Below are 26561 nucleotides of genomic sequence, written 5' to 3'. Positions count from 1 at the left end.
CAGCCCGGCGGCGGAATTCTGCTCACCGCCGTACATTCCATGGTGCCAGCTCTGCCCGGAATGCCGCCCTGCGCTACGTCGGCGGCGAGCGAGTGCAAGGATGGTTGCCGGAACAAGAAACCGACGATTCCCGGACGCCTCGCTCTGTTGCGGCGGGGTGGACGTACGCCGCGACCCGCGACGGGTGTCTGCCGGGGTCGAAGCACTGTTGTATTACCCGTCTAACAGTCAGAGGAGACAGAGGACATGGCCTTCTCCGTCCAGATGCCGGCTCTTGGTGAGAGCGTCACCGAGGGAACGGTGACCAGGTGGCTGAAGCAGGAAGGAGACACGGTCGAGGTCGACGAACCGCTGCTCGAAGTCTCCACCGACAAAGTCGACACCGAGATCCCGTCGCCCACCGCCGGTGTGCTGTCGAAGATCGTCGCTCAGGAAGACGACATCGTCGAGGTCGGCGGTGAGCTCGGCGTGATCAGCGAGCCCGGCGAAGCCGCCGCTGCCGCGCCTGCCCCTGCTGCCGCACCCGCCGCGCCCGAGCCCGCCCCGGCTCCCGAACCCGCGCCCGCCCCGGCCGCGCAGGCCCCCGCGCCCGCGCCCGCCCCGGCCGCCGCACCCGCCGCCGCTGCTTCCGGCACCCCGGTGAAGATGCCCGAACTGGGCGAGTCGGTCACCGAGGGCACCGTGACCCGGTGGCTCAAGGCCGTGGGTGACACCGTCGCCGTCGACGAGCCGCTGCTCGAGGTGTCCACCGACAAGGTCGACACCGAGATCCCCTCGCCCGTCGCGGGCACCCTGCTCGAGATCTCGGCGCAGGAAGACGACGTCATCGCCGTCGGTGGTCAGCTGGGTGTGATCGGTAGCGGCGCGCCCGCGGCCGCCGCGCCTGCACCCGCCCCTGCCCCCGCTCCGGCTCCGGCTCCCCCGGCACCTGCTCCGGCGCCCGCACCCGCTCCGGCACCGGTCCCCGCGCCCGCCGCGGCGGCGCCCGCGCCGAAGCCGGCTCCCGCACCCGCCCCGGCGCCTGCCCCGGCGGCCTCGGGCAACGGCAGCACGCCGTACGTGACCCCGCTGGTCCGCAAGCTGGCCGACGAGAACAAGGTCGACCTGTCGACCGTCAAGGGTTCCGGTGTCGGCGGCCGCATCCGCAAGCAGGATGTGCTCGCCGCGGCCGAGGCCACCAAGGCGCCCGCCGCCGCACCGGCCACCGCCGCTGCTCCGGCTGCGCCTGCGGCCAAGCAGTCCGCCGCCCCGAAGCTGGCCGCCCTCGTCGGCACCACGCAGAAGGCCAGCCGGATCCGCCAGATCACCGCGACCAAGACGCGCGAATCGCTGCAGACCACCGCGCAGCTGACCCAGGTCCACGAGGCCGATGTCACCAAGATCGCGCATCTGCGTCAGCTCGCCAAGGGCTCGTTCAAGGCGCGCGAGGGCGTCAACCTGACGTACCTGCCGTTCTTCGCCAAGGCCGTGGTCGAGGCGCTCGGTGTGCACCCGAACGTGAACGCCTCCTACAACGAGGACACCAAGGAGATCACCTACCACGCGTCGGTGCATCTGGGTATCGCGGTCGACACCGAGCAGGGTCTGCTCTCGCCGGTCATCCACAACGCCAGCGACCTGTCGCTGGCCGGGCTGGCCCGCGCGATCGCCGATATCGCCGACCGTGCCCGCAACGGTGGCCTGAAGCCGGACGAGCTGTCCGGCGGCACCTTCACCATCACCAACATCGGCTCGCAGGGCGCGCTGTTCGACACCCCGATCCTGCTGCCGCCGCAGGTGGGCATGCTCGGCACCGGCGCGATCGTCAAGCGCCCGGTGGTGGTGACCGACGAGGCCGGTAGCGAGTCCATCGGCGTGCGCTCGATGGTGTACCTGCCGCTGACCTACGATCACCGGCTGGTCGACGGCGCCGACGCCGGTCGCTTCCTCACCACCATCCGGCACCGGTTGGAAGAGGCGGCGTTCGAGGCCGATCTCGGCCTGTAGCCGAGGAATCCGGCCACGATGAAGGTGGTGATCGCCGGTTCGTCCGGCCTGATCGGGACGTCGCTCGTCGCGGCTCTGCGCCGCGACGGGCACCAGGTCGCGCGCCTGGTGCGCCGTCGGGCCGCGGCGCCGGACGAATACACCTGGGATCCCGCGCGCGCCCAGCTCGACGAGCGGGCGTTGCGCGGGGCCGACGCGGTGGTGAATCTGTGCGGCGCCGGGATCGGCGGGCGCCGCTGGAACGGCAGCTACAAACAGCAGCTGCGCGACAGCCGGATCACCCCCACCGACGTACTGTCCACCGCGGCCGCCGCCGCCGGGGTGCCGACGCTGGTCAATGCCAGCGGCGTGCACTACTACGGCGGCGACACCGGTGACACCGTCGTCGACGAGACCACCCCCGCCGGAACCGGTTCCCTGGCCACGCTGTGCCGGGACTGGGAAGCCGCCACCGCACCGGCCACCGAGGCAGGTGTGCGTGTGGTCCGGGTGCGCAGCGCGGTGGTACTCGCCCGCAACGGCGGCATGCTGAGCATGCTGCACCCGCTCTACTGGCTCGGCCTGGGCGGACGCCTGGGCAGCGGCCGTCAGTACACCCCGTGGATCTCCCTCGACGACGAGGTCGGCGCGATCGTCTTCGCGCTGACGAATCCCGCGCTCGCCGGCCCGATCAACGCCGCCGGGCCCGCCCCGGTCACCAACGCGGAGTTCAACCGCGCGCTCGGCCGGGCCCTGCACCGGCCCGCCCCGTTCATCGTCCCCGGTTTCGCGTTGCGTGCCCTGGTGGGCGAGTTCGCCGACGAGGGCATCCTGCACGGACCCCGCGCCATCCCGGCCGCGCTGGAACAGGCCGGTTTCACCTTCCAGCACCCGACCATCGGCGCCGCGCTGGCCGCGACCGTCGGACGGACATGAGCACGGTGCTGATCCGTGACGCCGACAAGGCCGACCTGCCCGCCGTGCTGGTCATCCACAACACCAATATCGCCTCCTCGACCGCGATCTGGGACACCGACGAGGTCGACCTCGACGACCGCCACACCTGGTTCGCCGACCGCACCGCCGCCGGGATGCCGATCCTGATCGCCGAGATCGACGGCGAGGTCGCCGGTTACGCCTCCTACGGCCAATGGCGCCCCAAATCCGGCTACCGCTTCACCGTCGAGAACTCCGTCTACGTCGACGACCGTTTCCAGCGCCGCGGTGTGGCCACCGCCCTGCTCACCGAACTCGTCGCCCGCGCCGCCGGCTCCGGCCGCGTCCACGCCATGATCGCCGCCATCGAATCCGGCAACACCGGCTCCATCACCCTGCACGAACGCTTCGGCTTCGGCACCGTCGGCGAACTCCCGGAGGTGGGCCGGAAATTCGGCCGCTGGATGGACCTCACCCTCATGCAACGCGATTTCCCCCTCGAACCCTGATCCCGGTGACCGCCCGGTAGCGTCGAGGCGTCGTGTACTCGCCGCGGTAGCTGGGCGTAACGTCAGGAGCGTGAACGACACGCGCCCCACCGCGTCCGCGCGATTCGATACGACCCCGATCGTGGTCGAGAATCTCGGACTCATCGACTACCACACCGCCTGGGAACTGCAACGGCAGATCGCCGACGAGCGGGCCGCGGGCACCGGTGCCGACCGGTTGCTGCTGCTCGAGCATCCCTCGGTCTACACCGCGGGCCGCCGCACCGAGGCCGAGGATCTGCCGATCGACGGCAGCCCGGTGGTGCAGGTCGACCGGGGCGGCAAGCTCACCTGGCACGGGCCGGGTCAGCTGGTGGGCTATCCGATCATCCGGCTCGCCGAACCGGTCGATGTCGTGCACTATGTCCGGCGCCTGGAAGAGGCACTGATCCAGGTGATCACCGGTCTGGGCATCACCTGCGGCCGGGTAGAGGGGCGTTCCGGGGTGTGGCTGCCCGCCACCGAGTTCCTGCCCGAACGCAAGGTCGCCTCGATCGGGGTGCGGGTGCAGCGCGGTGTCGCCCTGCACGGCATCTCGCTGAACTGCAATGCCGCCCTCGACGGCTTCGCGGCGATCGTGCCCTGCGGCATCAAGGACGCCGGTGTCACCACGCTGACCCGCGAGCTCGGCCGGGAAGTCACCGTCGCCGAACTCGAGCCGCTCGTCGCGGCCGCGATCGTTGCCGCCCTCGACGGGGAAATTCCCGTCCGGCCCCATGACATTGATCGCACCACCACCGCGGCGAACACGCAGGCCCCGAGCGTAGAGTCGGTCCGGTGAGCTCCGTCGACGCCTCTGCCCCCGCTGGACGCAAGCTGCTGCGCATCGAAGCGCGCAATGCGGAGACCCCGATCGAGCGCAAACCCAAGTGGATTCGCACCCGCGCCACCATGGGCCCGGAATACAGCGAGCTCAAGGGCCTGGTGAAACGCGAAGGCCTGCACACCGTCTGCGAGGAAGCCGGCTGCCCCAACATCTTCGAATGCTGGGAGGACCGCGAGGCCACCTTCCTCATCGGTGGTGAACAGTGCACGCGGCGCTGCGACTTCTGCCAGATCGACACCGGCAAGCCCGCCGCCCTCGACCGCGACGAACCGCGCCGCGTCGCCGAGAGCGTCCAGGCCATGGGCCTGCGCTACTCCACCATCACCGGCGTCGCCCGCGACGACCTCGACGACGGCGGCGCCTGGCTCTACGCCGAAACCGTGCGCGCCATCAAGGCCCTCAACCCCGGCACCGGCGTCGAACTGCTCATCCCCGACTTCAACGCCGACCCCGACCAGCTCGCCGAGGTTTTCTCGACCCGCCCCGAGGTCCTGGCCCACAACCTGGAGACGGTGCCGCGCATCTTCAAGCGCATCCGCCCCGCCTTCCGCTACGAGCGTTCCCTCGCGGTCATCACCGCCGCCCGCGAAGCCGGCCTGGTCACCAAGTCCAACCTCATCCTCGGCATGGGCGAAACCCCCGACGAGGTCACCGAGGCCATGCGCGACCTGCACGAAGCAGGCTGCGACATCCTCACCATCACCCAATACCTGCGCCCGTCCCCCCGCCACCACCCCGTCGACCGCTGGGTCAAGCCCGAGGAGTTCGTCGAACACTCCAAGGTCGCCGAAGATCTCGGCTTCGCCGGCGTCATGGCAGGCCCCCTGGTCCGCTCCTCCTACCGCGCAGGCCGCCTCTACGCCCAGGCCATGACCCACCACGGCCGCGAAATCCCCGAGGCCATGACCCACCTCACCCAGGAAGGCACCGCCTCCCAGGAAGCCAGCTCGGTCCTGGCCCGCTACGGCAGCTGACCATGCCGGGCCAGGGCTCGGTGAGCCCTGGCCCCTCAGTAGGCTAAGGGTTCCCTCACCCCTGGAAGGACCCATGTCGAAGTTCGAGAACGTCTCCGTCGCCACCAAGGCCAATGTCTATTTCGACGGCAAATGCGTCAGCTACAGCCTCGAGCTGGCCGACGGCACCAAGAAGTCGGTCGGCGTGATCCAGCCGGCGAGCCTGACCTTCGGCACCGCGGCCCCGGAGATCATGGAGCTGGTCGCGGGCGAGGCCAAGGTGACGCTGCCCGGTGCGTCCGAGGCCGTCACCTACCGTGGCGGCGAGTCGTTCGAGGTGCCCGGCGACAGCTCGTTCGACATCGAGGTCATCGAGACCATGCACTACATCTGCCACTACGGCTGACCGTCGCGACCGGGGCGCACCGGCGCCCCGGTCCACGCCGGGCTATGTCACCAGGAACTCGTCCTGGTAGAGCCGGTTCGGCCGGGGCACGCTCGTCTCGCTCAACTCCACCCGGAAATCGCTCTCGCGCACCGTCTTCGGCCGGAAACTACCGTCGAGGGTCACCATCACCGTCTGTCCCGACGCATTGTGCCGAACCCGCCCCTGCTCGGTCCACAGATGCGTCGTCGACCACACCTTCACCCGCCCGTCGTCGAAAAGCGAAACCCGGTCATCGGTGCCATTGCTGATCACATACTTCGCGGTATTGGGGGCCATCCCCCGATCATCCCGCGCCGAGCCCATCGTCCGCACACGAACCGACGGACTCACAACACCGCACGCCCGGCGTCGAGCTGACGGCGCTCAACCGACCTGGGTATCCCTGTCCCGCAGCGGGATCAGCACAGCAGGTTCGCCGCGCTGGAGGACTCGAAGGAGACGTGGACGTGGTCGTAGTGGTTCTGGGTCGGGCTGCCCCGGTCCTCCATGTACGACCAGCCGCCGCCGTCGTTGTACTGCTGCTGCCAGATCACATAGGTGACGCCGAAGCGCGCCTTGTTGGCCAGGATGAATGCGGCGATCGCGTCGCCCTGGGCGGGGTTGGAGGTCATGATGTCGAGGGCGAGGCCGGCGCCGTGGTCGCCGTCGTAGCGTCCGTGCGCGCCGCCGATGTCGGAGAGCCCGAACATCTTCTGCACCATGTAGCTGACCTGCGCGACGTGTGGCTGGGTGCCCTTCCACTCGGTCCCGCACAGCAGCTTCAGTTTCGACGCCGACAGCGCGGCCAGTTCGTCGTCGGCGGCCACGGGCGGCGGCGCGATGGTCGCCTCGTCGTGTGGCTGCTGCGGTAGCGCGTCGAGCTCGATGGCCGATGGCGTGTGCGGCTGGACCGCCGCGACCGGCTGTACCTCGGCGGTGGTGGGCCGCAGCGCCATCCACAGCATTCCGGGAACCGTCGCCGCGAGGCTGCACACTGTCAGCGACATGCGACCGGTGGGCGGCGCAGGTGTGCGATGTTGACCAGGCACTTTATGAATCACCAGCTACTATCGAGAACAAGTCACTATTACATTACGAAACGGTCGCGGAAATGTCACGCTCGTGCGGCGGGTTGCCTACGATCGGACCAGTATCCCTCACCGGCCGCGATCATGCGGACCTTACGTCACCACGGAGTACGCTCGGACTCGATCGAGCCGGTGCGACGACCTGGAGGTCGGCTGTGGACGTGCTTCTCGGAATCGGAACCCGCAAAGGGCTGTTCCTGGCCCGGAGTACAGACGGACGGGCGAGCTGGACGGTGAGTCCGCCGCAGTTCCCGGTCGCCGATGTCAAAGCCCTGGGCATCGACACCAGGCGCGCGACCCCGCGCCTGCTCGCCGGCGTCCTGAACAGCCACTTCGGCCCGACCCTGGTCTCCAGCGACGACCTCGGCCACACCTGGACCGAACCCGACGACGCGCCACTGGCTTTCCCCGACTACACCGACGCGGCCCTGCAGGGCGTCTGGCAGATCACGCCCGCGACCGCGGCCGAGCCGGAGGTCGTCTACGCCGGTGTCGAACCGTCGGCGCTGTTCCGATCCACCGACGGCGGAAAGAATTTCACGCTGGTCAGAGGCCTGTGGGACCATCCGCACCGCCCGCAGTGGGAGCCCGGTGGCGGCGGTCTGGCGCTGCACACCGTGCTCCCGCATCCCACCGACACCCAGCGTCTGGCCGTCGCCATGTCGACCGGCGGCGTCTACCAGAGCGCCGACGGCGGCGCGTCCTGGCAGCCGACCAACACCGGTGTCACCGCCGATTTCCTGCCGGGCGAGCTGCCCGAATGGGGCCAGTGCGTGCACAAGGTCGCCCGGGACGCCGAAACGCCGAGCACCCTCTACCTCCAGAACCACGGCGGGGTCTTCCGCAGCATCGACGACGGCGCCACCTGGCAGTCGATCGACGCCGGCCTGCCCCCGTCCAACTTCGGCTTCCCGATCCTCGCGCACCCCCGTCGTCCCGGCACCGTGTACACCTTCCCGCTCGTCGCGGACATGGACCGCTTCCGCTTCCCGTCGGACGCGACCTGCGCGGTGTACCGCAGCGACGACGCAGGCGAGACCTGGTCGGCCGAGACCGACGGGCTGCCGACCGTCCCGTTCTGGGCCGCGGTCATGCGCGACGCGCTGTGCGCCGACGACGCCGACCCGACCGGCATCTACTTCGGCACCCGCAACGGCGAGGTCTACTGCAGCCCCGACGACGGCGACCACTGGCACCTGGTCGCCGACAAACTCCCCGACGTGCTCTGCGTCCGCGCGGCCGTCGTCGGATAGTCCGATGGCCCGCGTCGTCCTGCCCTCCACCTTGCGCCCCTATACCAACGGCGCCAAGGAATTCGACGTCGACGGCCCCACCCTGCGGCATGTCCTGGACGCCCTGGGCGACCGGTCGCCCGCCTTGGAACGCCGCCTGCGCGACGAGCGCGGCACCCTGCGCCGCTACGTCAACTTCTATATCGACGGCGAGGAGTGCCGCACCCTGCACGGCCTGGACACGCCACTGGCGGCCACCACCGAACTGATGATCATCCCGTCGGTCGCCGGCGGCTGACCATCCTTCGATGCGGCACACCCGCGAGGCCTAGCCGCTCGGGTCCGCGTTCCAGGCCGCCAGCGTGACGAAGATCGGCACCTCCGGCGCGGCTTCCACACCCCGCCCGCGCAGAAACGCGTCGATCATTCCCCACACCAATTCCCCTGTGCAGCGCACGAATTCGCTCGACACCGGTTCGGGTGCGGTCAGCCACAGATCGGTGAGCGCGATCATCACCCCGACGATCGCGTGCGCGAGATACTCGATGCCCTCGGCGTCGAACGGAATCGAATCTGCCACCGCGCGCACTCTTTTGGTGAACCGGCCGGCCACCGCACTGCTCAGGTCGTACTGCCCGGTCACGCCGTCCCCGCCCGTTCCGGCGTGCGCCTGCGTCAGGAACCGGAACACGTTCGGGTGGTCGAGAATGCCTGCCGCGTAGTCGCCGAGCGCTCGCGCGATCGCCTCGCGCGGCGGCTGGAGCAGCAGGGTCAGGTCGGTGCCGGTCGCCGCGAAGGCGGTATCGGCGAAGCGGGTGCCGATGGCGGTGTAGAGGTCGGCCTTGTCGGTGAACTGCCGGTACAGGCGCGGTTTGGTGATACCGGCCTCGGCCGCGAACGCGTCCATGCTGACCCGCGGCCCGTCCCGATCGAGCACCCGGATCGCGGCATCGACGATGGCGTCCCGGGTCACCGGCGGCGGTCGGCGGCTCGGTCGGTTCACGCTCACACCATACACGTACCGCAAGTACGAACTTCGTCCTTGCTCGACCGGCGTACCAACCGCCGTTGCGGCGCGCATCACCCGCCGTCACAGTGATCCCTACCTGGTGAACCCACCTGACCAGTCCGCTTTACATTCCCCTTCCGGACCGGCAGTATCGCATTTCGTACCGACAGTACGTTCTGTCGGACGACAGCGAAGGAGAAGGTCCGTGCCGGATCCCTTGGCCCAGCTCACCGAGACGCTCGGCGCCCCACCACCCCCGGAATTCGCGGACCTCACCCCCGAGGAACTCACCCGCCTCGACGCCTACATCCGCGCGGCCCTCGACACCCGCCGCGCCGCCCTCGACGACGCCCTCTACTCCGGCATGCGCCTGATCCCCCGCCTGGCCCGCCCCGCCGTGAAGAAGGTGCTCGGACTGTGACCACCCACCACCACAGCACCGCCGAACTGGCCAAACTCGCCCGCGTGCTCGACCGTCCCCGCGCCACCGACCTCGACTTCCTCGCCGAGCTCCCACCCAGCGCCCTCCGGCAGCTGCGCGACCAGGTCACCGATCTCATCGCCGTGCGCGAAGCGCGCCGCATGCAACGCATCGGCGCGGCCGCCAAACTCGTCCCCGCTCCCCTCGCCGCCAAGATCACCGAGGCCGCTTTCGGCCCGGTGCTGGCCGCCGCGATCGCCGGTTCGGTGGATCCCGCCCGCGCCGTCGCCATCGCGAGTTCCCTGTCGCCGCGTTTCCTCGCCGACGCCACCGTCACCCTCGACCCGCGCCGCGCCACCGCCCTCATCGCCGAGGTCCCCGACCGCATGGCCGCCGCCACCGCCCGCGAACTGATCGACCGCGGCGACTACCTGACCATGGGCCGCCTCGCCGGCTCGGTCCCCGATCGCGTCCTGCGCGCCGCCCTCCCGCACGCCGCCGACATCGACCTGCTCCACGTCGGCTTCTACCTCGAGGAAACCGGCGCCGCCGACCGCCTCCTGGCCGTCGTCGCCGACCGCGTCCCCGGCATGGTCCGCGCCACCGCCGCCGCGGACCACTGGGCCGAAGCCATCACCCTGCTCGACCTGCTCGGCCCCGCCGAACGCTCCCACCTGGGCAATGTCGTCGCCGACCAGGACGACGACGTCCTCGACGGCTTCCTCACCGCCGTCACCGCACTCGACGCCTGGGACACCCTGCTGCCCGCCGCCGCCGGCATGGAACACACCGCCCTGCAACGCCTTTCCCAACGCCCCACCCTGCACGACCCCGCCGTCCTCACCACAATCGCCGACCTCGCCCTCACCCAGGACCTCTGGCTCGACCTGCTCCCCCTCACCGAGCACCTCACCCCTACCCAACTCCACCCCATCGCCACCCGGCTCGCCGCCGAACCCGCCGAAACCCGCACCACCCTGATCGAACAGGCGCACGCCGCAGGCGCCACCACCACCCTGCGCCGCATCACCGACCTCCTCCCCGGGTGACACCTCCACGCCCGACCACTGCCCCGCGCCCCGCGACTCGACTCTCGGCCACCTCCTCAACACCGTGATGAACGCGAACCTCCGCCACTCATTCGGCCAGTGAGGCGATCCTCGGCTGCGGCCTCGCTCTCGGCAGCGCCCTCGCGGTGGCCGCGGAGAAACGCTCGATACCCTCCGCTCGACGTCTACATCGACGGATACCGATCAGGACGCCAGCTCGGCCTGCCGCGCGCTGAACGGGCACTGCCAATCAGCGGGCTTGGGCCGCCCCGAATACCGCCGCGCCTCCGACAACTGCTCGTACTCCAGCAAATTCGGGTTGATATCCCCCTGCAACCCGATGTCCTGCTTGCGGATCTTGTCCGCCAGCCGATCCCACATCCCGTCGGCCTTGATCCGCGCGAACTGCTCGTGCGAATTGAACGCCAACATCGGAAACGGCGGCCGCCGCCCGAACCGCCGATGCGTCTCGTGCAACCCGATCACGAAGAACGGATGCCCCGCCACGCTGTACCGGAACTCCCCCGACTGCGGATCCGAAGAACACCCCGCAGCCCACCCGTACCGCTCGGAGTCCACCTCGTGCAACAACTGCAAGTGCTCCCACAACAACTCCTCGAACCGCAGCTCATCCACCCCACGCGGCTGCTCGAAGGTCGCGACGAAACTGGTGAACTTCCGCGACCCCCAATCCGCCCCATCGACGAACTCCGCCAGATCCCCCGCCATCAACCGAGCCGCCGCACCCCCACCCATCACGTCATAATGCCGATGCGCGATTCCACCCTGCCGCCACGCCGACCGCCCCGCCAGACAAGCGAACCGGTCCCCGAGCAGGAACTTCTCCACCTCAGCCCGCGCGTCCGTCGTCAATCCCGGCGTTCCTTTCCAACCACATCCGAACTCGAGCGGGCGCCTCCGATCGCTCGGCGCACAGCCACCTCGCCCACACTGCGAGGCTGATCCTGACAGCCCACCGCCCAGGTACGCGAATCGATCGAACCGGCGCCCGCGAACATCCGGGCCGCTCGAGAGCCGAATCGGACACACGAACGTGTCGCGGATCACGGCCCTCTCCTCTGGCCGCGCGTCCGCGAGAACCCTGTGCCCACGATCGGCTGGACGCAGCGATCCGAAGGAACGGAGCCGAGGCTCAGCAGCCGAACAACCGGTCGGTCACGTTTTCCGCCTGCGGCCTACTGAGCGGTGCCATCCTGGGATACAGCCTTGGCGGCGCTCACCTCGGCACCACGCTGACGCCGGATGGCAGCGGCCACATCGGCCGAACATCGCAAGCCCGTCGAAATCTTCAACTATATTGTCCAGCAACGGATTAGCGTCGCCGGGGCGGCGACCACCGACCAGGTTCGAGGGGGAAACCATGGCCAATATCCGACGTGAGCGGCGCCTGCGCGCGGCCGAGCAGACGCTCGCCGAACAGACCCACCTGAGCTCACCGGAACGCCGGGTGCTCACGGGAGTTCTCGCCGATGAACGCTGGCAACTGCTGGTCCGCACCACCGCGTTCCGTCCGGGCAGGCCCACGGCTTTCGCCATCGGCCCGACCGGGGTGTTCGCGATCGTGTTCGCCGCCACCGCACCCGCCACTTCCGAATTCGGCGAGCTGCGCAGGCACGCCGAAGAACCTCTCGCCCGTCTCGCCGTCGGCGACTTCCGGTTCGTCCCACACATGGCCGAGATCGTCGTCGTACTACCCGGCCGGTTCCGCGCCGAGTCCGACGGCCGTGTCCACATCGTCGACGAACCCGGATTCCTCGACACCCTCACCCGAGGCGACCGGCAGTACAAGCCCGCGCGCGCTGCCCAGCTCGCAGCCTCCGGCATCGACCGCTATACCCACCTGCGTCTCGACCTGGACATCGAAACCGACACCGCTGCGGAACTTTTCACCGCGGCCGACCTCAACGAATCCGAACGTGCAGCCGCGCTGTCCCGCCCGTTCAGCGACTGGATGACCTTTCTCGACCCCGCTCAGCTGACCCTGGTACATGCGAATTTCAACGGTCCCGCCCGCATCAGCGGTCCGGCGGGCACCGGCAAATCCGTGGTCGCCCTGCACCGCATGGCGCACTGGGCCAAACGCAATCCCGGGCGGCTGATGTTCACCACCTTCGTCAAGACACTTCCCACGTTTCACGAACGCGGTTTCGCCCGTCTGGCGCCTCGGGCCGTCGACCGTGCGGTCTTCACCGGACTACACGCCTGGACGCTCCGGTTCCTCAAGGACAGGGATGTGCCGTTCAATGTCGACGAGGCAGCCGTCAACGCCGCACTCGCCGATGCGTGGCGCCGAATCCGCGATACCCTCACCGCCGTCGACGGCACCGACTTCGGCTACTGGCACGATGAAATCGACCGCATCATCAAGGGCCGCGGGATGTCGCACCCGAGCGAATACCTCAGTGTTCAGCGCAGCGGCCGCGAGGGCATCAGCCTCAAGAACGACATCCGAAAAATCGTGTGGGACGAATGGTTTCAGTTCTACCAGGAAGGTCTCGCAGCTCGCGGCGCACACGACTTCAACGACCTGATCGCCCTCGCCGTCGAGGAACTGCGCGCACGTCCCCTCCACGGCGAAGACGGCTTCGGCCTGGTCGTCGTCGACGAAGTCCAGGACTTCACGCTCCGGCAGCTCCAGCTCGTCTTCGAAATCGCCGGCGCCCGCGAGGATTCCCAGCTCCTCCTGGTGGGCGACAGCCAGCAGCGCGTCTATGTCGGCGGCTGCACACTTGCCGAGGCGGGCATTCCGGTCCCTGGTGGCCGCGGCCGGATCCTGCGCACCAACTATCGCAATCGCGCCGCGGTCCTGTCCTACGTTCAACGCATCGAAACGCCCGACTCCGTCGACGACCTCGACGGCGGCACCGGCGTCGTCATCCGCGACAGCACCCCTACGCTCCCCGACGGTGACGTCGTCGAAACCCGGCTCACCCGCCGCGAATCACTCACCGCCCTCCCCAAAGCCATCCGCGACGCGAACCTGCCACCCGATGCGGACATCGCCGTCATCGTCTCCACCAGAAGCGACATCGACCGCTATCTCACCGCCCTGCGCAGGGCCGGCCTGCGCGCCATGCCTCTGGAACACTACGACGGCACCCAACCCACCGACATCAAGGTCGGCACCGTGCACCGCGCCAAGGGCATGGACTTCACCGCCGTGTTCCTTCTCCTCACGAACCCACCCACAACCCGCCCCACCGCCCGCGACGCCGACGCCCTCCGCACCCGCCAACACCTGGTAGCCGCCAGCCGAGCACGCGACTACCTCTGGGTGTGCACCCTCACCGACTGATCCGACGCAGACATAGCGCAGCCTGGGCGGGTTCGCGGCCGGAACCGCCGACATGTCGTCGGCGGCGGTGAATCGCCACGGCGACCATGTGTACCGACGGTGCAGGAAACTGGCGATCGCGATCCCGTACCGGTCGAAATCACCGTGATAGCGCAGGCGAGCACCGGTCGCGGTGACCTGATCGAGCAGTGCGGTCACCGCGGCTCCCGGCTGGCCCTCGATGCACCCCCTACTTTCGGTCCCGCGGTCCACCGGTCGGGTTCGCGGACAGCTGCGCGTGTCTCCGCACACGATTCACACTGACCCGACCTCACGCAGCGACTGCGCCAGATCCACCACCCGCTCCAGTGCGGTGCTGGCATTGCCGGTCAACCGGGTCTGCCCGAACTGCCTGATCACCGCGCGGAACAAGGCACCCTGTCCGCTCCAGCCGAGCGACTCGGCATGGTGCGCCATCACTTCCGCCAATTCGCGCGGCGGCACCTGTTCGACAACCCGAGGTCCCAGCACCCGCCAGCGGGACAGCGGCTGATCGGGTGTCCGGTACGCCATGAGCCCGGGATCGCCCAGACCGAGCGGATCATCGACGATCAGCCTGCCGTGCGCGACCGCGGCGTGTATCGCGCGGTCGATCGCGCTCTTGATGCTGTCCCGTTCCCTCGTGCGCGCCGCGCTGACGTAGGCCGCGCGCAAACGGAGTCCGGTCACGGGTCCCTCGACCGACACGACACGGCACAGATCGTCGACGATGACCTGGTGCTCAGCCCTTTTCGGGCTCTCCAGCTCCGCGTCGAACACGAGGTAGTCACCCATCGCTGCCGAGGGCTCGGGTTTCAACCACCGCGACTCGTCCGACAGGTCGAATTGTGCGGCAACCGGATCCGTGCTCTCGTCGGCTGAAGCCGATTGCCGCCGCGTCCAGTCGAATTCGTCGACCGACGTGGCGACCAGCATCTCCGGCGCCTGGACGGTCGTATCCGTGGCGTCAGGAGCGAAATCGTCCACCGCAGTATCGATCTGCGGCTCAGCGGATTCCTCCGGGGCCGGATCCTGCCCGATCGGCCGGATTCCGTGCGCCTCCAGCACCTCGCACAAGGCATCCAGGCACCCGATCGGATCGATGATGAACTCCGACTGCCGAATCCGATGGAAGGGCCAATCGCACCGTTCCAGATCCCGCTGCAGATTCAGCTCGGCCCGATACGCTTCGGCGCCGTGCCATCGGTCACCGTCGCATTGGACCGCGAGCTGCCCGCCCCGCCCCTCCACCACGATGTCCAGGTCACACGCCGTCGCAGTGTGATGGGCGATCACCCGGTAACCACGGTCGACCAGCCCGTTGTAGACCTGCTGCTCGAACAGCGATTCGAAGGGGTCGACCAGAGTCTCGTCGCTGACACGTTCCGGGGTGACGGCGGCATCATCGCTCGCGGCCTGTTCGACCGTCAGGAAATAGTCGAGCAGCCGGAACCGCAGGTCTTCACTGTTGCTCAGCTGGTCGGCGGTGACGGAGTGGAACAGCCACACCTGATCGCGCGCACGGGAAACCGCCACGTTGTACCGCTCGACGGTGGCGTCGGTCGTCTGCGCGTTGAGCCGCCGGTCTTCGCGCCGGGCGGCGACCAGGGACAGGAATATCACGTCACGTTCGGCGCCCTGGAAGTCCGCGGCGGCGCCACAGTGCACCTTCCGTTGTTCCAGTTCCGCGGGCGGCACGACGGCAATCAGCTTGCGCCAGATCACCTTCGCCTGTTCCGGCCCCAACAGTGAGATCACACCGAAGGACTTGTCCTGGTAGGCGGGGTCGGCGAGACAGGCGGCGATCCGTTCGACGATGCGGTCGGCCTCGACCTCGTTGATCTTCGGCCGCACCTCGCGCCCGTCGGGCACGTACACCGTCCGCACCGGAGGCAACCGGTCGCTGCCGTAGCGGCGCACCGGGATCAGCGAGACACCCTGATCCTCGTAGGCGATCTTGTTGGAGAAGCCGATGATCTCCGGGACACATCGACGATGCTCGACCAGGGTCAACCGGCCGGGAAAACGCATCACCGCTTCGTCGAAGAGACTGCGCGTCGGCATCTTCCAGTGATCGGCGTACCGATCACCGATCAGGTATTGCTTGGCCAAGCTGTCGAGCTCGTCCTTGTTCGCACCGACCGCCGCTGGTGACACCTGTTTGTCGTCCCCGATGACGACGATGCGCGGCGCGAGGTACTGCAGAAACACCGCGGCGGCACCGGCCTGCGATGCTTCGTCGACCACGACGACATCGAACATGTCCGGCTTGATCTCGAACTGCTCGACCACCCGATAGATCGGCATGATCCACACCGGTACCGCGGGACGGCAGTCGGCGAGGGCGCGCTGGATGGATGCCCGTTTGCTGTCGGCGTATTTGCCGGTGCCCTTCCCCAAGGCCTTCACCAGCTGCGAATAGCCCTGCAGATCTGCCCTGGCCTTGTTGGTCAACCGCCCGACAGCCCACTCCCAGGCCCTGATCTCGGCCACGATGCCCGCCTGCCGGCGAAGCTGCTCCTCGACCTCGTCCAACTTGCGGCACAGCTCGTTGACCTCACCTGCGTTCTGCCCGGTCAACCACCGTCGGGCGACGCTCCATTGCCACGCGGCGTCGAACCGCGTGAGCCGCGTGGACCATTCCGGGTTGTCCGGCTCCGCCATGACTGCGGCGGACAACTCGGCCAGCGGCGCGACCTGCGCGCTCAGTGCGCGTCGACGCGCGAAGGCATGGCGCAGCCGGTGGAGTTCCTGCAGCCGCTCGCCTGCCTGTCGATAGGCAGCGGTGTCGCGATTGGTCACCGCGGCCGCCAGATCGTGCAGATTGCCGGTGGCGCGGGGATCGCGGCACCAGGTCTCGAGTCGTTCGCGCAGCTCGGCCAACGGTGCGTTGGCCTGTTGCCAGACCAGCTCGGCGTCCGCGGCGCGGAAGGCCGCGGCGAAGTACTCGACTTCGTCGGGCTTGGCCCAATCCGGTGCGACAAAGCCGTGCTCGCGCAGCCGAGCACTCGCAGCGCTGAGCCGGTCGCCGTAGGCGAGCACGCGGGCGAGCACCTCGCGCGCGGCCCGATGCGCCGCGACCCGATCGCGCACCGGGCCGTCCCCGGCCGACACGACCGCCATCGGCCACGCGGCATCGAGCTGGCGGACCAGCCGACGGCAGTTCTCCGACTCCAGGAACACGGTGAGCTGCGCGACCTGCGTCGGTATCCGCCCGTCGACACGCACCTGCGCGAACAGCGGCTGCGCGTCCTTGACCACCCTCGGCGTCATGAGACCGATCTTCGGGGTGCCATCGGACTCGAGCTTGAGCTCCCCACGCTGTTCGATGTGCGCGCGCAGGCCCTCGGCGAGGGCGAGCAGCGGCGCGAGATCGGGAGCGTCCACGACGACCTCGGCGAAGCCGACCGTCGTGAGTAGCTCGTCGGCCTGCGGCAGCAGTGTGTCGATCGATTGCGCGGCGACCTGCCAGCTGTGCGGCTGCTCCGCGCGCATCGCCTCGGCGGCGGCGCGCACCCAGTCCTGTCGTCCCTCGAACTCGCGAGCGGCGGCATCGAGCCCGGCCACCGTATCGGCCAGTTCCGCTCGCGTCGGCGGGGCCGTTGCGGCCACCTGCCCGGCCAGTGGCGTGCCACGGTAATGGTCGAACGAGCGCCGGTGCGTGTCCGCGCGACGTTCCGCGGTGTGCCAGCTGGTGAATTCGTCGGCCGACGGCAGGTCGACCGCGGCGATCAGGTCGGGCGCCGCGGCCTCCGGGTCGGCCAACTCACTGTCGCGCAGCAGGTCGAGCCATTCCGTCAGCGCACCGGCATCGATCGGGCAGAGGTCCCCCACTGCGGTGTCGAGCAACCCGGAAGTCCACTCGAATTCCGCGCGCTCGGCACACCATCGGCTCGCAATGGCCGCGAGCGACCCCGCGTAGTCACCGATCCGATGGTGGGTGATGTCGTGTTCACGAAGGCGGAGCAGCTCCGCGTGCAACCCACCGCGCACGCGACGCAGTTCGTCGATGCGCGCTTCGGCCGCTGCGGCGGTGCGCCGACTGCGCTGCGGATCATGTTCGGCAGCAGCCTGATTGATCCGGTTGACCGACATCTTCAGCTCTTCGAGCTCGGTCCGCGAATCGCCGATCACGGTGACACACAACGGCTTGATGGCCTCGGGCAGCCGTTCCCGGACCTCGTTCAGTGCGCGATCGGTGTGCGCGGTGATGAGTACCCGTTTGCCCTGTGCCAGCAGGTGGGTGATGAGTGCGGCGGCGGTGTGGGTCTTGCCGGTGCCGGGTGGTCCCTGAACGAGGGTGTGCGCGTGCTTGTCCACATGCTCGAGGATCTGCAGCTGCCGAGGATTGAGCGGCAGCGGAAGGAACCGATCGGTGCCGTCCCGCACGATCGCACCGGTGGAGTCCGGTGCGGACACCACCGGCTCGTGGTCGGGGTCGACCAGGTTCAGCATTCCGGCGGGCACCGAACCGCTGCTCCGGATATTCGCCGCGATCGCACGCAACGCGTTCACCATCCCGCGCTGGGAACGCTTGCGCAGGATGACGGCCGGCGCGTAGAACGCGACGGGATGTTTACCGGGCGTTCCGGGGTCCAGTTCGTCGCGATACTCCGCGTCGGGATTGATGCAGTTGACGAACATCCGCACCAGCGCGGCGATGTCCTCCCGCTCGAACGGGCTGACATCACCGGTGCGGGCTTCGTCCTCGGCGCGCTGCAGGTCACCGGGCGCCGCCATCTGCCCGGCCTCGACGATCTCCTGCAGTTCCGGGGTGTAACCGGTGGCCGTCGCGTCCAACGCGACCGACAGCGCACCGTAGCCCGAATCGAATCGCACCGAAGCCGGCACGGTCAGCACATGCCTGCGGACGGTCCCGACCGAGCTGTCCTGCCAGGTGAGCAGACCGAGACCGAGGACTACTTCGAAGGTTTCCCGTTCGCCCTCGAAACGCGTATACACCTCGTAGAGAGCCTGATACAGCGCCAGCGCCGCCAGTTTGAGCCGGGCCGCCGGGGCCCAGGCACGCCATTGGTCGAGCCATCGCGCGTACGCGTCGATGACCTCCGGCTGCTCGCCGATCCGCAGCTCGACGCCGTCGTCACCGAGGCGCCGCTGCGTCAACTGCGGTTCGCGAGCCGGATCGTCGGTCGCACCGTCCAGCCACTCACGTATCGCCCGCCCAGGCTCGGGCGCCGGGGGTACCTGCACCTTCTCGACAACCAGGAACGGCGCGCCCGGCTCCGCCGCACCGTAGGTGATCGCTGGATCATCCGGCAGATTCGCCACCCAGACGACCTGCCCCTCGCGCTGATAGGTGCCGAGGTCCTTGATCCGGCTGACGCGCAACTGTTGCGCGTGCGCGAGGAAGTCGAACAGGCGCGCACCGCGACCGGCCAGGTCGTCGGAAACGGCGGGAGTGCCGGCCCCACCCTGTGTGTTCATCACCCGAGTCCTCCAGAGTGCGTGGTGCGACAGAAACTGTGTGTGGCGTTCAGCGAACGCGGATGTCGTTGATCTGCGTCGCCAACTCGACGACCCGCGGGTCCTGTGACCCGAACCGGACCGACATCTGCTGGTGCAATCGCTTCAGCCGGTTCAGCGCCACTTTCGGATTACCGAGGCGCAGTTGGCAGATGGCGAGTCGTTGATGGCAATACATCGCCTGCTCGTCATAGGGCCCGTTGGCTTCCGACAGCTCGTCGGCGAGCACGCGGTACAGCTCACTCGCGGTGCCGAATTCGCCGGCATCGAAGTGGCGGTCCGCGATCCGGAGTCGTTCGAGACCTGAGTCGGGTATCGAGTGCGCCGTCGGCTCCGCCGGGGAACGGGTGCCGGCGAAGGCGACATCCATCGACGGCGCGAGCAAAGTCGCAGCCGTCCGATAGCCGGGTACCGACACCGTCGCCTGCGCGTACATCCGCGCCGGGCTGGTCGGCTCACGCACCTGTGCCAGTTCGTCGAGCGCGCTGATGTGGCGTACCAGGGTGCGGTGCACGATATCGGCGTCGCGTGGTCGCTGCCGCGGGTCCTTGGCCAGCATGTCGGTCACCAACGCGGCCATGTCACGCGGCACGTCGGGGCGACGAGTGGATATCGCCGGCGGCACCATCTCGATCTGCTTTCGCCACAGCAGAAAGTGGGTGCTACCGGTGATCGCCTGGGTGCCGGTCAGCAGCTCGTAGAGGACGAGGCCCAGCGAATACAGGTCTGTTTGCGCGACGACCGGTTCCGCGTTGATCTGTTCGGGTGCCATGTACGCCGGTGTGCCGAGCGTGTTCCCCGTCGAGGTGAGCCGCGAGACATCGGAATCCAGCAGCACCGCCAACCCGAAATCGAGCACCTTCACGGTGCCGTCGGGACACAGCATCACATTCGACGGTTTGAGATCGCGATGAAAGATCGACTTCCGATGCGCCGCGGCCAGCACCGCGGCGACCTGTGCGCCGATGGCGGCGACCACACCGACCGGTAGCTCGCTGCGGAACTCGGCGAGCTGGTCGAGCGTCGCGCCCTGCACGAAATCCATCACCAGATAGGGCCGTTCCGGCGGCCCTGGTTCGACCCCGGCGTCGTGGATCGACGGCAGCCCGGGATGGCTCAGCCGCGCCATCAGTCTGGCCTCGCGGAGGAACCGTTTGGTCCATTGCGGATCGGCGTCGAGGTCGGCGCGCGTGAGCTTGACCGCGATCGGGCGCTCCAGATGCCGGTCGTAGCCGGCGAACACCTGGCCCATCCCACCGGCGCCGATCTGGTCGGTGAGTTCATACCGACCTCCCACGACCTGCGGCTCCCGCCCCACCATCACCCTCCACACGCCTCGACTGGTTGCCCAAAAGTACCGGACGGGAACAGTTGCGGGGCGATCGGCGGGCCGACGGGTACCCGCTATGGCGCCAAGACAAACCGCGAGGTTTGTGCCGGATGGCACCCGGCTAGCGATTGACATAGTTTTCACTCACTCCTAGAGTGCTATCCGCCTGGATTGCCAGGCCTTGCACTCTCGAGACAGGTGAGACATACATGGCGGGCGTGGATCTTTCCAAGACCGATTCTCTGGCCTTGCGCGAGCAGTCCATCCCCATGCCCACCAGTACCGAGGGCTATCGAAAGGTGTTGCTGCTCGGCACGACCGGAGCGGGCAAGACCACCGTCGTCCGTCAGCTGCTCGGCACCGATCCACGGACCGAGAAATTCCCGTCGACCTCCACCGCGAAGACGACCGTCGCCGACATGGAGGTGATCGTCACCGACGACGCGAGCTACCGCGCCGCGGTGACCTTCGCGCCACGTGACGTCATCGAGGGGCATCTACAGGAGAACCTCGTCGACGCCGCCCTGGCCGCCTACGCGGGCAAGGACGACGCGGTCGTCGGCCGCAAACTCCTCGACCATGTGAACCAGCGCTTCCGGTTCAGCTACGCCCTCGGCCGGATCCAGACCGCCGCCGCGGACGACCTCGTCGACGATGACGAAGACGAGGAGGACGACGATGACGATCTCGACCCCGACGACTTCGGTGCGATCGACGAAGCCGCCACCGCGCGTGTCCTCAAATCCGCGATCCAGTCGCTGCGCCTGATGACCGAGGAGTACGCGATCGAGACCGGATTCCAGGTTCCCGCCGAGGAGATCGCCAAATATATCGAGCGCAACGCCGATTCGGACCTCCCGCGCAACCCGCGCTACGCCCAGATCGTCGACATGCTGATGGCCGAGCTGATGCGCCGATTCGACGCCCTCGACCTCGGTGAGTTGCGCTATGACTTCCGTGGCTGGCCGATCCTGTGGACTGTGCAGAGCACCGATCGCACCGAATTCCTCACCATCGTCACCCGTTTCACCGGCAACAATGCCAAGCTCTTCGGCCGACTGCTCACGCCGCTGGTGAGCGCGGTGCGGGTGAGCGGCCCGTTCGTCCCGCCCTGGGCCGATACCCGGCCGCGCCTGGTGCTCATCGACGGCGAGGGCCTCGGCCACGCCAAATCGCATGCTTCACCCCTGTCGACCCGGATCTCGCGCCAGCTCGACCAGGTCGACGCCGTGCTGCTCGTCGACAATGCTCAGCAGCCCATGCAGGCCGCCGCGGCCGCCGCGCTCAAAAGCGTCGCCATCTCCGGTCATTCGGCGAAGCTGCATTTCCTCTTCACCCATTTCGACCAGGTCAAGGGTGACAACCTCGACACTTTCACCGAACGCGAGGAACACGTTCGCCAGTCCCTGCACAATGTGCTCAGTCAGCTTCGCGCCGAAGGACGCCAGGTCAACCCGGCGCTGGAATCCGCCGAACGAGTCCTGCAACTCCGCCTCGAGCACGGCGCGTTCTTCGTGGGTGGCATCCACAAGAAGCTCAAGCCCACCAACAACGCTGGTCGCCGCACCATCGACGAACTCAACAAGCTCCTCGCCCTGATCGCCGACCCCGAGATCGCGCACCGCGCCGGCGAGTCCCGTCCGGTCTATCGCAAGACCGAACTGCTCGAAGGCATCTCGCATGCCGTCGTGGAATTCCGCGACAAGTGGCAGGCACTGCTGAAACTCAAGTCCCATGCCTCGGTCTTCCCCGAACACGGCAGCCGTATCAAGGCACTCGCCCGGCGCGTCGCCAACCGCTGGGACAACAACGAATACGACAACCTCAAGCCCGTCGCCGAGCTGCGCGAATCCCTGAACGAACAGGTCTGGAACGTCGTCCAGAACCCGCAGCGCTGGCTCGGCGCCCGCCCGACCGCCGAGGAACGCCAGAACCTGATCGACAACTTCATGATCGCCGTCACCAGCCGCCTCACCGACCTGGTCGAGAACCGGATCGTGGAGGAACCGCACGCCGAATGGGTCGAGGCCTACGCCCTGTCGGGCAACGGCTCGGTCGCCCGCCGCGCCCACGCGCTCGATGTCCGTATACTCGAGCGCGGCGCACCGATGCCGGTAACGGGCCACGCTCCGGAAGCGAACGCACTGCTGACCGCCGTTGCTCACCTGATCGACGCGGCGGCGACCGAGCAGGGTGTCGTGTTCGAGTAAGTGCACCGGCATACTGCTCCGCACGGATCAGGTCGACGGCGGCTCCATCGCCGTCAACTGGTCGATTGCTTCCATCGCGTCGCATGTGAGCACATCGTCGGCGCCGCGGATCATCACAAGGTCGGCGTACACCTCGTCCAGCACTGCCGCAGCTTCCTCCTGGTCACCCAGCAGTGTGAGCATTCTGCCGAGGCCCACGCGCAGTTCCAGAGCGAGTTGACCTCCGTCGCTCTGGCTTTCCCGCACCTGCACGAGCAATGCTCTGGTGTCAGCCACAGCGACAGCCAGCTCACCGAGTTCGGCACGGCAGTTCACGGCAGCCTTGCGACAGTCCAGTACGGTGTCGTCCCCATGGCCTGCCAGCAGCGCGTACTCCTCGGCAAGGTGCTCGAATTCATTTCCAGCCCTGCGGAACTCGCCACCGAGTAGGAGCGCCTGGGCTACCTTGCGTCGAATGTCGAGGGCCCTGTGCATCTCACTGCCGGACGCAGTGGCCACCGCCGGCGCTGCCAAAGTAAGGACATCCGCCGCTTGCAGGAAGCGACCTTCGTCGACCAGCTGCTGGTACTCCATTTCTGCAGCCCGAAGCGGCTCGTCGGGTGCACGGTCAGCAATCGGCGAACGATAGGGTGCGACAGCGCGGAACGGAATCGAACCGAACCTGAGATGTCGGGGCCCATTCGGTCGTCGAAAGAGCTCGACCGGATCCGGAAATCCAGCCGGAGCCTGCTGCTCCCGCAGATCGCAGGATTGCAACAACGCCAGCAGCCGATCGAACACTACTTCTGCATCGCTCGGACGCTGCTCAGGCGACTTCGCCAGGAGCTCGAGTACCAGTCGATTCAGGTCCGGCGGCACATCTGCGCGGATCTCGGCGGGCGATGTCGGTTCGACGAAGGCGTGACCGTGCGCGACCGCAGGTGCGCTACCAACGAAAACACTTCTGCCACAAAGCATCTCGAAAAGCACGCAGCCCAGCGCATAGAGATCGCTGCGCGGCGTGGGTTTGACCCCGAGTCCTTGTTCCGGCGACATATAGGCCACGGTGCCGAGCATCATGCCCGTCATCGTCAGCTTGGGGACGCCGGAGGTCAGCAAGGCAGCAAGACCGAAGTCGATGATCTTCACCGCGCCGTCCGCCACGAGCAGGATATTGTCCGGTTTGAGGTCACGATGTACGACCGGCAAGGCATGCGCGTAGGCGAGTGTCGTCGCGATCTGGGCAGCGACCGCAACTGCCCACCCGACGGGCAACTCGACCTTCCGGTCGAGATAGTGCTGTAGCGGGGAAGCATCGGCGATGAACTCCATCACCAGACACACTTCGGCGACCTCCGCGTCGAGAATCGCATCGAATACCTGCGGGACCCCGGAGTGTCGGATCCGCGCTGTGACCCTGGCCTCCCGGTGGAACCGTGCAACGAGTTCGGCCGCCTCGACGCTGGATCGTGCCTGGCTCAGCCGGATGAGCTTGACGGCGACCTCGCGATCGAGCACAGTGTCGTACCCACGCCACACCGACCCCATGGCGCCGGAACCGATCTCCTCGATCAGGTCGTACCTCGCACCGATGCACGTTCGCATCGTCGTTCACCTGCCAATCCGTCGAATACCTACTCGCTGTCGATGTCGCGCATCTGATCGGCCAGGGCGATGACGCGACGGTCCTGTTCGCCGTAACGAACGGCCATGCGCGTGTGGAGATGCTGCAACCTCGCCACAGCACCGCGCGCGTCACCGGCGCGGGCGTCACACCGTGCGAGCTGCTGCTGGCAGTACAGAACCCGCGCACTATAGGGACCCTGATCGCCGGTCAGGTCATCGATCAGGGTCCGGTACAGGTCGGCGGCAGTCAGGTATTCACCGGTCGCGAACTGCAGGTCGGCAAGCCGTGTCCGCGCTTCGACGATCTCCTGGTCACGTGAACCGAGAATGGCCGCCGCGCCGGTGATCACGGTGGTCAACCGATCGACAGCATCGACCCGCTCCTGAGCATCCGCGATCACGTCGGTCGACGCGATCGCTTGTCGCAGTGTCTCGCGGCTCGGTTCGTCGGCGATCTCGTCGAGCCGATCGGCCCTTCGATCGGGTTCCACCGCCGATACCGGGTGCGCTCCGAGCACGGTGAGCTCAGCGGCGCCCACTGCCAGCGCATACATGAGCGCGGGCCGTTCGAGGCCGGTGACCTCAGGCAGCGATCCCAGGTCAGCCGCGTGTCGCAAGAGGCCCGCATGCACCTCGGCGGCATCGCGCGGCCGATGACTGGGGGACTTGGCGAGCATGCTCATCAGCAGCTCGGCCATCTCAGCCGGGATATCGGGACGAAGCGCGGCGATCTCGGGCGCCGGTCGGTGGATCTGGTTCTGCCACACTACGAACGGTGTGCCGCCGGTCATGACTCGCGTACCGGTGAGCAATTCGTGCAGCACGAGACCGAGCGCGTACAGATCGGTCTGTGGCACCACAGGTTTGTCCTCGACTTGCTCGGGCGCCATGAATGCGGGCGTTCCGAGAGTGGTGCCGGTGGTGGTGTACCGCGTGACGTCCGCACCGAGAACTACCGCGAGACCGAAGTCGAGGACCTTCACCGTCCCGTCGTGGCACAACATCAGATTGGACGGCTTGAGATCCCGGTGATAGATCCGATGACGATGCGTCGCAGCCAGTACCGCCGAGGCCTGCGCACCCAGCGCAGCGACCACACCGACGGGCAGCGATCCGTGACCGGCGAGCAGATCGTCGAAAGTGACGCCCTCGACGAATTCCATCACCAGGTACGGCCGCCCCGGGTCACCGGGGATCAGTCCCGCATCGTGGATGGCAGGCAGTCCAGGATGACTCACGCGCGCCATCAACTCGGCTTCCCGGAAGAAGCGCTGGATCCACCCGGGATCGTCGTCCAGGCTCGGCTGCGTGAACTTCACCGCGATCCGACGCTTGAGATTGCGATCGAATCCCGCGTAGACCCGCCCCATTCCGCCGGATCCGACCTGCTCGAGGAGCTCATAGCGATCCCCCACAACCTGCGGTTGCACGCCCACTACCTCCGTCGGTCGATCACAGTGCCGCGACCAGCCGCTCGCGCACCTCATACATCCTCGCACCGATCGATCCGCCCGGATACAGCGCGTAGACAAGCATCAACTATTCAAATTGACAATGTTTTCATGTCAATGTACTGTTTACTTCACTCAGCGATCTAGAAGCTGAGTTCAATGTTATCCAACAGCGGACAGTGGCGTCACCTTGCCGACCCACTCCCGCCCGCACCCTCGAGGACCATCTTGCGCACGCGCCCCACCATCTCGACCCTGCTGGCCATCGGCGCCACCGCGGTTACCCTCACCGCCGTCGCACCGAGCGCGACCGCCGGACCGAACACCGGCTCGGCAGGCGGCTCTTCGAGCAGCGAATGCAGTCCGCGAAGCGATGCGGACCGCGTGTTCCTGCGCGAGTCCTACCACGATCGCGAAGACTGCGACGTCCAGGATGCCGCCATCCAGCTGGCTCTTTCCGAATGCCGATGGCTCGACAGTCACGGCGGTTCCGCCGCAAACCAGATCGAGCTGGCCGAGAGCACCAGCGACACCCTCGAGTACCCGTACACCTTCCTCGACGCGGCGATCCAGGCGTACTGCCCGCAGCACATGCTCTGAGGCGTGCACCGAATTATCGCCGGTGCTCCGGGCAGCCGTCCCGACGACTAGTGTCTACCTGGCGGCATCGGGGGCCGCACGAAGCGGCAAACG

General features: G+C 67.8%; 21 protein-coding genes and 1 pseudogene. 13 read left to right on the top strand and 9 right to left on the bottom strand.

The window, feature by feature from the left end; genetic code table 11:
• The first annotated feature begins 246 nt into the window (after positions 1 to 246).
• The 6 genes from sucB to ACFXK0_RS21660 all read left to right on the top strand — a co-directional run bounded on the left by sucB (position 247) and on the right by ACFXK0_RS21660 (position 5634).
• Positions 247 to 1986: a 2-oxoglutarate dehydrogenase, E2 component, dihydrolipoamide succinyltransferase gene (sucB, locus tag ACFXK0_RS21685; RefSeq protein WP_379412403.1), complete on the top strand. Its 1740-nt coding sequence runs from the start codon at positions 247 to 249 to the stop codon at positions 1984 to 1986.
• A gap of 18 nt (positions 1987 to 2004) precedes the next feature.
• A complete protein-coding gene (locus ACFXK0_RS21680; protein WP_379412401.1) occupies positions 2005 to 2901 on the top strand; it encodes a TIGR01777 family oxidoreductase in 897 nt (298 codons plus the stop codon).
• Positions 2898 to 3410, top strand: coding sequence for a GNAT family N-acetyltransferase (locus ACFXK0_RS21675; RefSeq protein WP_379412400.1), 513 nt, complete (start codon positions 2898 to 2900; stop codon positions 3408 to 3410). The genes ACFXK0_RS21680 and ACFXK0_RS21675 overlap by 4 nt, the downstream gene beginning before the upstream one ends.
• Positions 3411 to 3480: 70 nt before the next feature.
• Positions 3481 to 4230: a lipoyl(octanoyl) transferase LipB gene (gene lipB, locus ACFXK0_RS21670; RefSeq protein WP_379412398.1), complete on the top strand. Its 750-nt coding sequence runs from the start codon at positions 3481 to 3483 to the stop codon at positions 4228 to 4230.
• Entirely contained in the window at positions 4227 to 5249 is a 1023-nt protein-coding gene (gene lipA / locus ACFXK0_RS21665; protein WP_379412397.1) for a lipoyl synthase, read from the top strand. Before lipB ends, lipA begins: the two co-directional genes overlap by 4 nt.
• A gap of 73 nt (positions 5250 to 5322) precedes the next feature.
• On the top strand, positions 5323 to 5634 hold the full coding sequence (locus tag ACFXK0_RS21660) for a pyrimidine/purine nucleoside phosphorylase (RefSeq protein WP_379412396.1): 312 nt from the start codon (positions 5323 to 5325) through the stop codon (positions 5632 to 5634).
• A 42-nt stretch (positions 5635 to 5676) separates the two neighbouring features.
• Here ACFXK0_RS21660 and ACFXK0_RS21655 read toward each other — a convergent pair whose 3' ends face one another.
• Positions 5677 to 5952 (bottom strand): hypothetical protein, encoded by a 276-nt coding sequence (locus tag ACFXK0_RS21655; protein WP_379412394.1) that lies wholly within the window; start codon positions 5950 to 5952, stop codon positions 5677 to 5679.
• Positions 5953 to 6074: 122 nt separating this feature from the next.
• Positions 6075 to 6662: a hypothetical protein gene (locus ACFXK0_RS21650; RefSeq protein WP_379412393.1), complete on the bottom strand. Its 588-nt coding sequence runs from the start codon at positions 6660 to 6662 to the stop codon at positions 6075 to 6077.
• 236 nt (positions 6663 to 6898) lie between these two features.
• On the opposite strand from ACFXK0_RS21650, the gene ACFXK0_RS21645 reads away from it, so the two are divergent.
• Positions 6899 to 7996, top strand: a complete 1098-nt coding sequence (locus ACFXK0_RS21645) for a WD40/YVTN/BNR-like repeat-containing protein (RefSeq protein WP_379412392.1) — start codon at positions 6899 to 6901, stop codon at positions 7994 to 7996.
• A 4-nt stretch (positions 7997 to 8000) separates the two neighbouring features.
• Positions 8001 to 8273, top strand: a complete 273-nt coding sequence (locus ACFXK0_RS21640; protein ID WP_379412390.1) for a MoaD/ThiS family protein — start codon at positions 8001 to 8003, stop codon at positions 8271 to 8273.
• 30 nt (positions 8274 to 8303) lie between these two features.
• On the opposite strand, the gene ACFXK0_RS21635 is transcribed toward ACFXK0_RS21640, so the two are convergent.
• Positions 8304 to 8978 carry a TetR/AcrR family transcriptional regulator gene (locus ACFXK0_RS21635; protein ID WP_379412388.1) on the bottom strand — a complete coding sequence of 225 codons (675 nt, stop codon included), beginning with the start codon at positions 8976 to 8978 and terminating at the stop codon, positions 8304 to 8306.
• A gap of 211 nt (positions 8979 to 9189) precedes the next feature.
• On the opposite strand from ACFXK0_RS21635, the gene ACFXK0_RS21630 reads away from it, so the two are divergent.
• Entirely contained in the window at positions 9190 to 9405 is a 216-nt protein-coding gene (locus tag ACFXK0_RS21630; RefSeq protein WP_379412387.1) for a hypothetical protein, read from the top strand.
• Complete coding sequence (locus tag ACFXK0_RS21625; RefSeq protein ID WP_379412386.1) at positions 9402 to 10454, top strand: hypothetical protein; 1053 nt, start codon at positions 9402 to 9404, stop codon at positions 10452 to 10454. Before ACFXK0_RS21630 ends, ACFXK0_RS21625 begins: the two co-directional genes overlap by 4 nt.
• A 204-nt stretch (positions 10455 to 10658) precedes the next feature.
• On the opposite strand, the gene gntA is transcribed toward ACFXK0_RS21625, so the two are convergent.
• Positions 10659 to 11327, bottom strand: coding sequence for a guanitoxin biosynthesis heme-dependent pre-guanitoxin N-hydroxylase GntA (gene gntA / locus ACFXK0_RS21620; protein ID WP_379412384.1), 669 nt, complete (start codon positions 11325 to 11327; stop codon positions 10659 to 10661).
• 508 nt (positions 11328 to 11835) lie between these two features.
• On the opposite strand from gntA, the gene ACFXK0_RS21615 reads away from it, so the two are divergent.
• Entirely contained in the window at positions 11836 to 13770 is a 1935-nt protein-coding gene (locus tag ACFXK0_RS21615; RefSeq protein WP_379412382.1) for a UvrD-helicase domain-containing protein, read from the top strand.
• A gap of 57 nt (positions 13771 to 13827) precedes the next feature.
• Here the strand turns inward: ACFXK0_RS21615 and ACFXK0_RS21610 are convergent.
• The 3 genes and pseudogenes from ACFXK0_RS21610 to ACFXK0_RS21600 all read right to left on the bottom strand — a co-directional run.
• A pseudogene (locus ACFXK0_RS21610) lies at positions 13828 to 14022 on the bottom strand (DUF2399 domain-containing protein); the annotation flags it as partial.
• A 42-nt stretch (positions 14023 to 14064) separates the two neighbouring features.
• Positions 14065 to 19233, bottom strand: a complete 5169-nt coding sequence (locus ACFXK0_RS21605; protein WP_379412381.1) for an AAA domain-containing protein — start codon at positions 19231 to 19233, stop codon at positions 14065 to 14067.
• Positions 19234 to 19282: 49 nt separating this feature from the next.
• A complete protein-coding gene (locus ACFXK0_RS21600; RefSeq protein WP_379412380.1) occupies positions 19283 to 20569 on the bottom strand; it encodes a protein kinase in 1287 nt (428 codons plus the stop codon).
• Between the two features lie 251 nt (positions 20570 to 20820).
• On the opposite strand from ACFXK0_RS21600, the gene ACFXK0_RS21595 reads away from it, so the two are divergent.
• Positions 20821 to 22812 carry a hypothetical protein gene (locus ACFXK0_RS21595; protein WP_379412379.1) on the top strand — a complete coding sequence of 664 codons (1992 nt, stop codon included), beginning with the start codon at positions 20821 to 20823 and terminating at the stop codon, positions 22810 to 22812.
• A 27-nt stretch (positions 22813 to 22839) separates the two neighbouring features.
• Here the strand turns inward: ACFXK0_RS21595 and ACFXK0_RS21590 are convergent, their stop codons facing one another.
• Both ACFXK0_RS21590 and ACFXK0_RS21585 read right to left on the bottom strand, forming a co-directional pair.
• On the bottom strand, positions 22840 to 24396 hold the full coding sequence (locus ACFXK0_RS21590) for a serine/threonine-protein kinase (RefSeq protein WP_379412377.1): 1557 nt from the start codon (positions 24394 to 24396) through the stop codon (positions 22840 to 22842).
• Between the two features lie 29 nt (positions 24397 to 24425).
• Positions 24426 to 25904: a protein kinase gene (locus ACFXK0_RS21585; RefSeq protein WP_379412376.1), complete on the bottom strand. Its 1479-nt coding sequence runs from the start codon at positions 25902 to 25904 to the stop codon at positions 24426 to 24428.
• Between the two features lie 192 nt (positions 25905 to 26096).
• Here ACFXK0_RS21585 and ACFXK0_RS21580 point away from each other — a divergent pair, with 192 nt between their 5' ends.
• Positions 26097 to 26468, top strand: coding sequence for a DUF732 domain-containing protein (locus ACFXK0_RS21580; protein WP_379412374.1), 372 nt, complete (start codon positions 26097 to 26099; stop codon positions 26466 to 26468).
• The last annotated feature ends 93 nt before the right edge of the window (positions 26469 to 26561 follow it).

Origin of the sequence: Nocardia sp. NPDC059177, assembly GCF_042755165.1 — a bacterium.
Classification (GTDB): Bacteria; Actinomycetota; Actinomycetes; order Mycobacteriales; family Mycobacteriaceae; genus Nocardia.
Note: the sequence above shows the minus strand (reverse complement) of the source record. Positions and strands in the feature narration are given on the sequence as shown.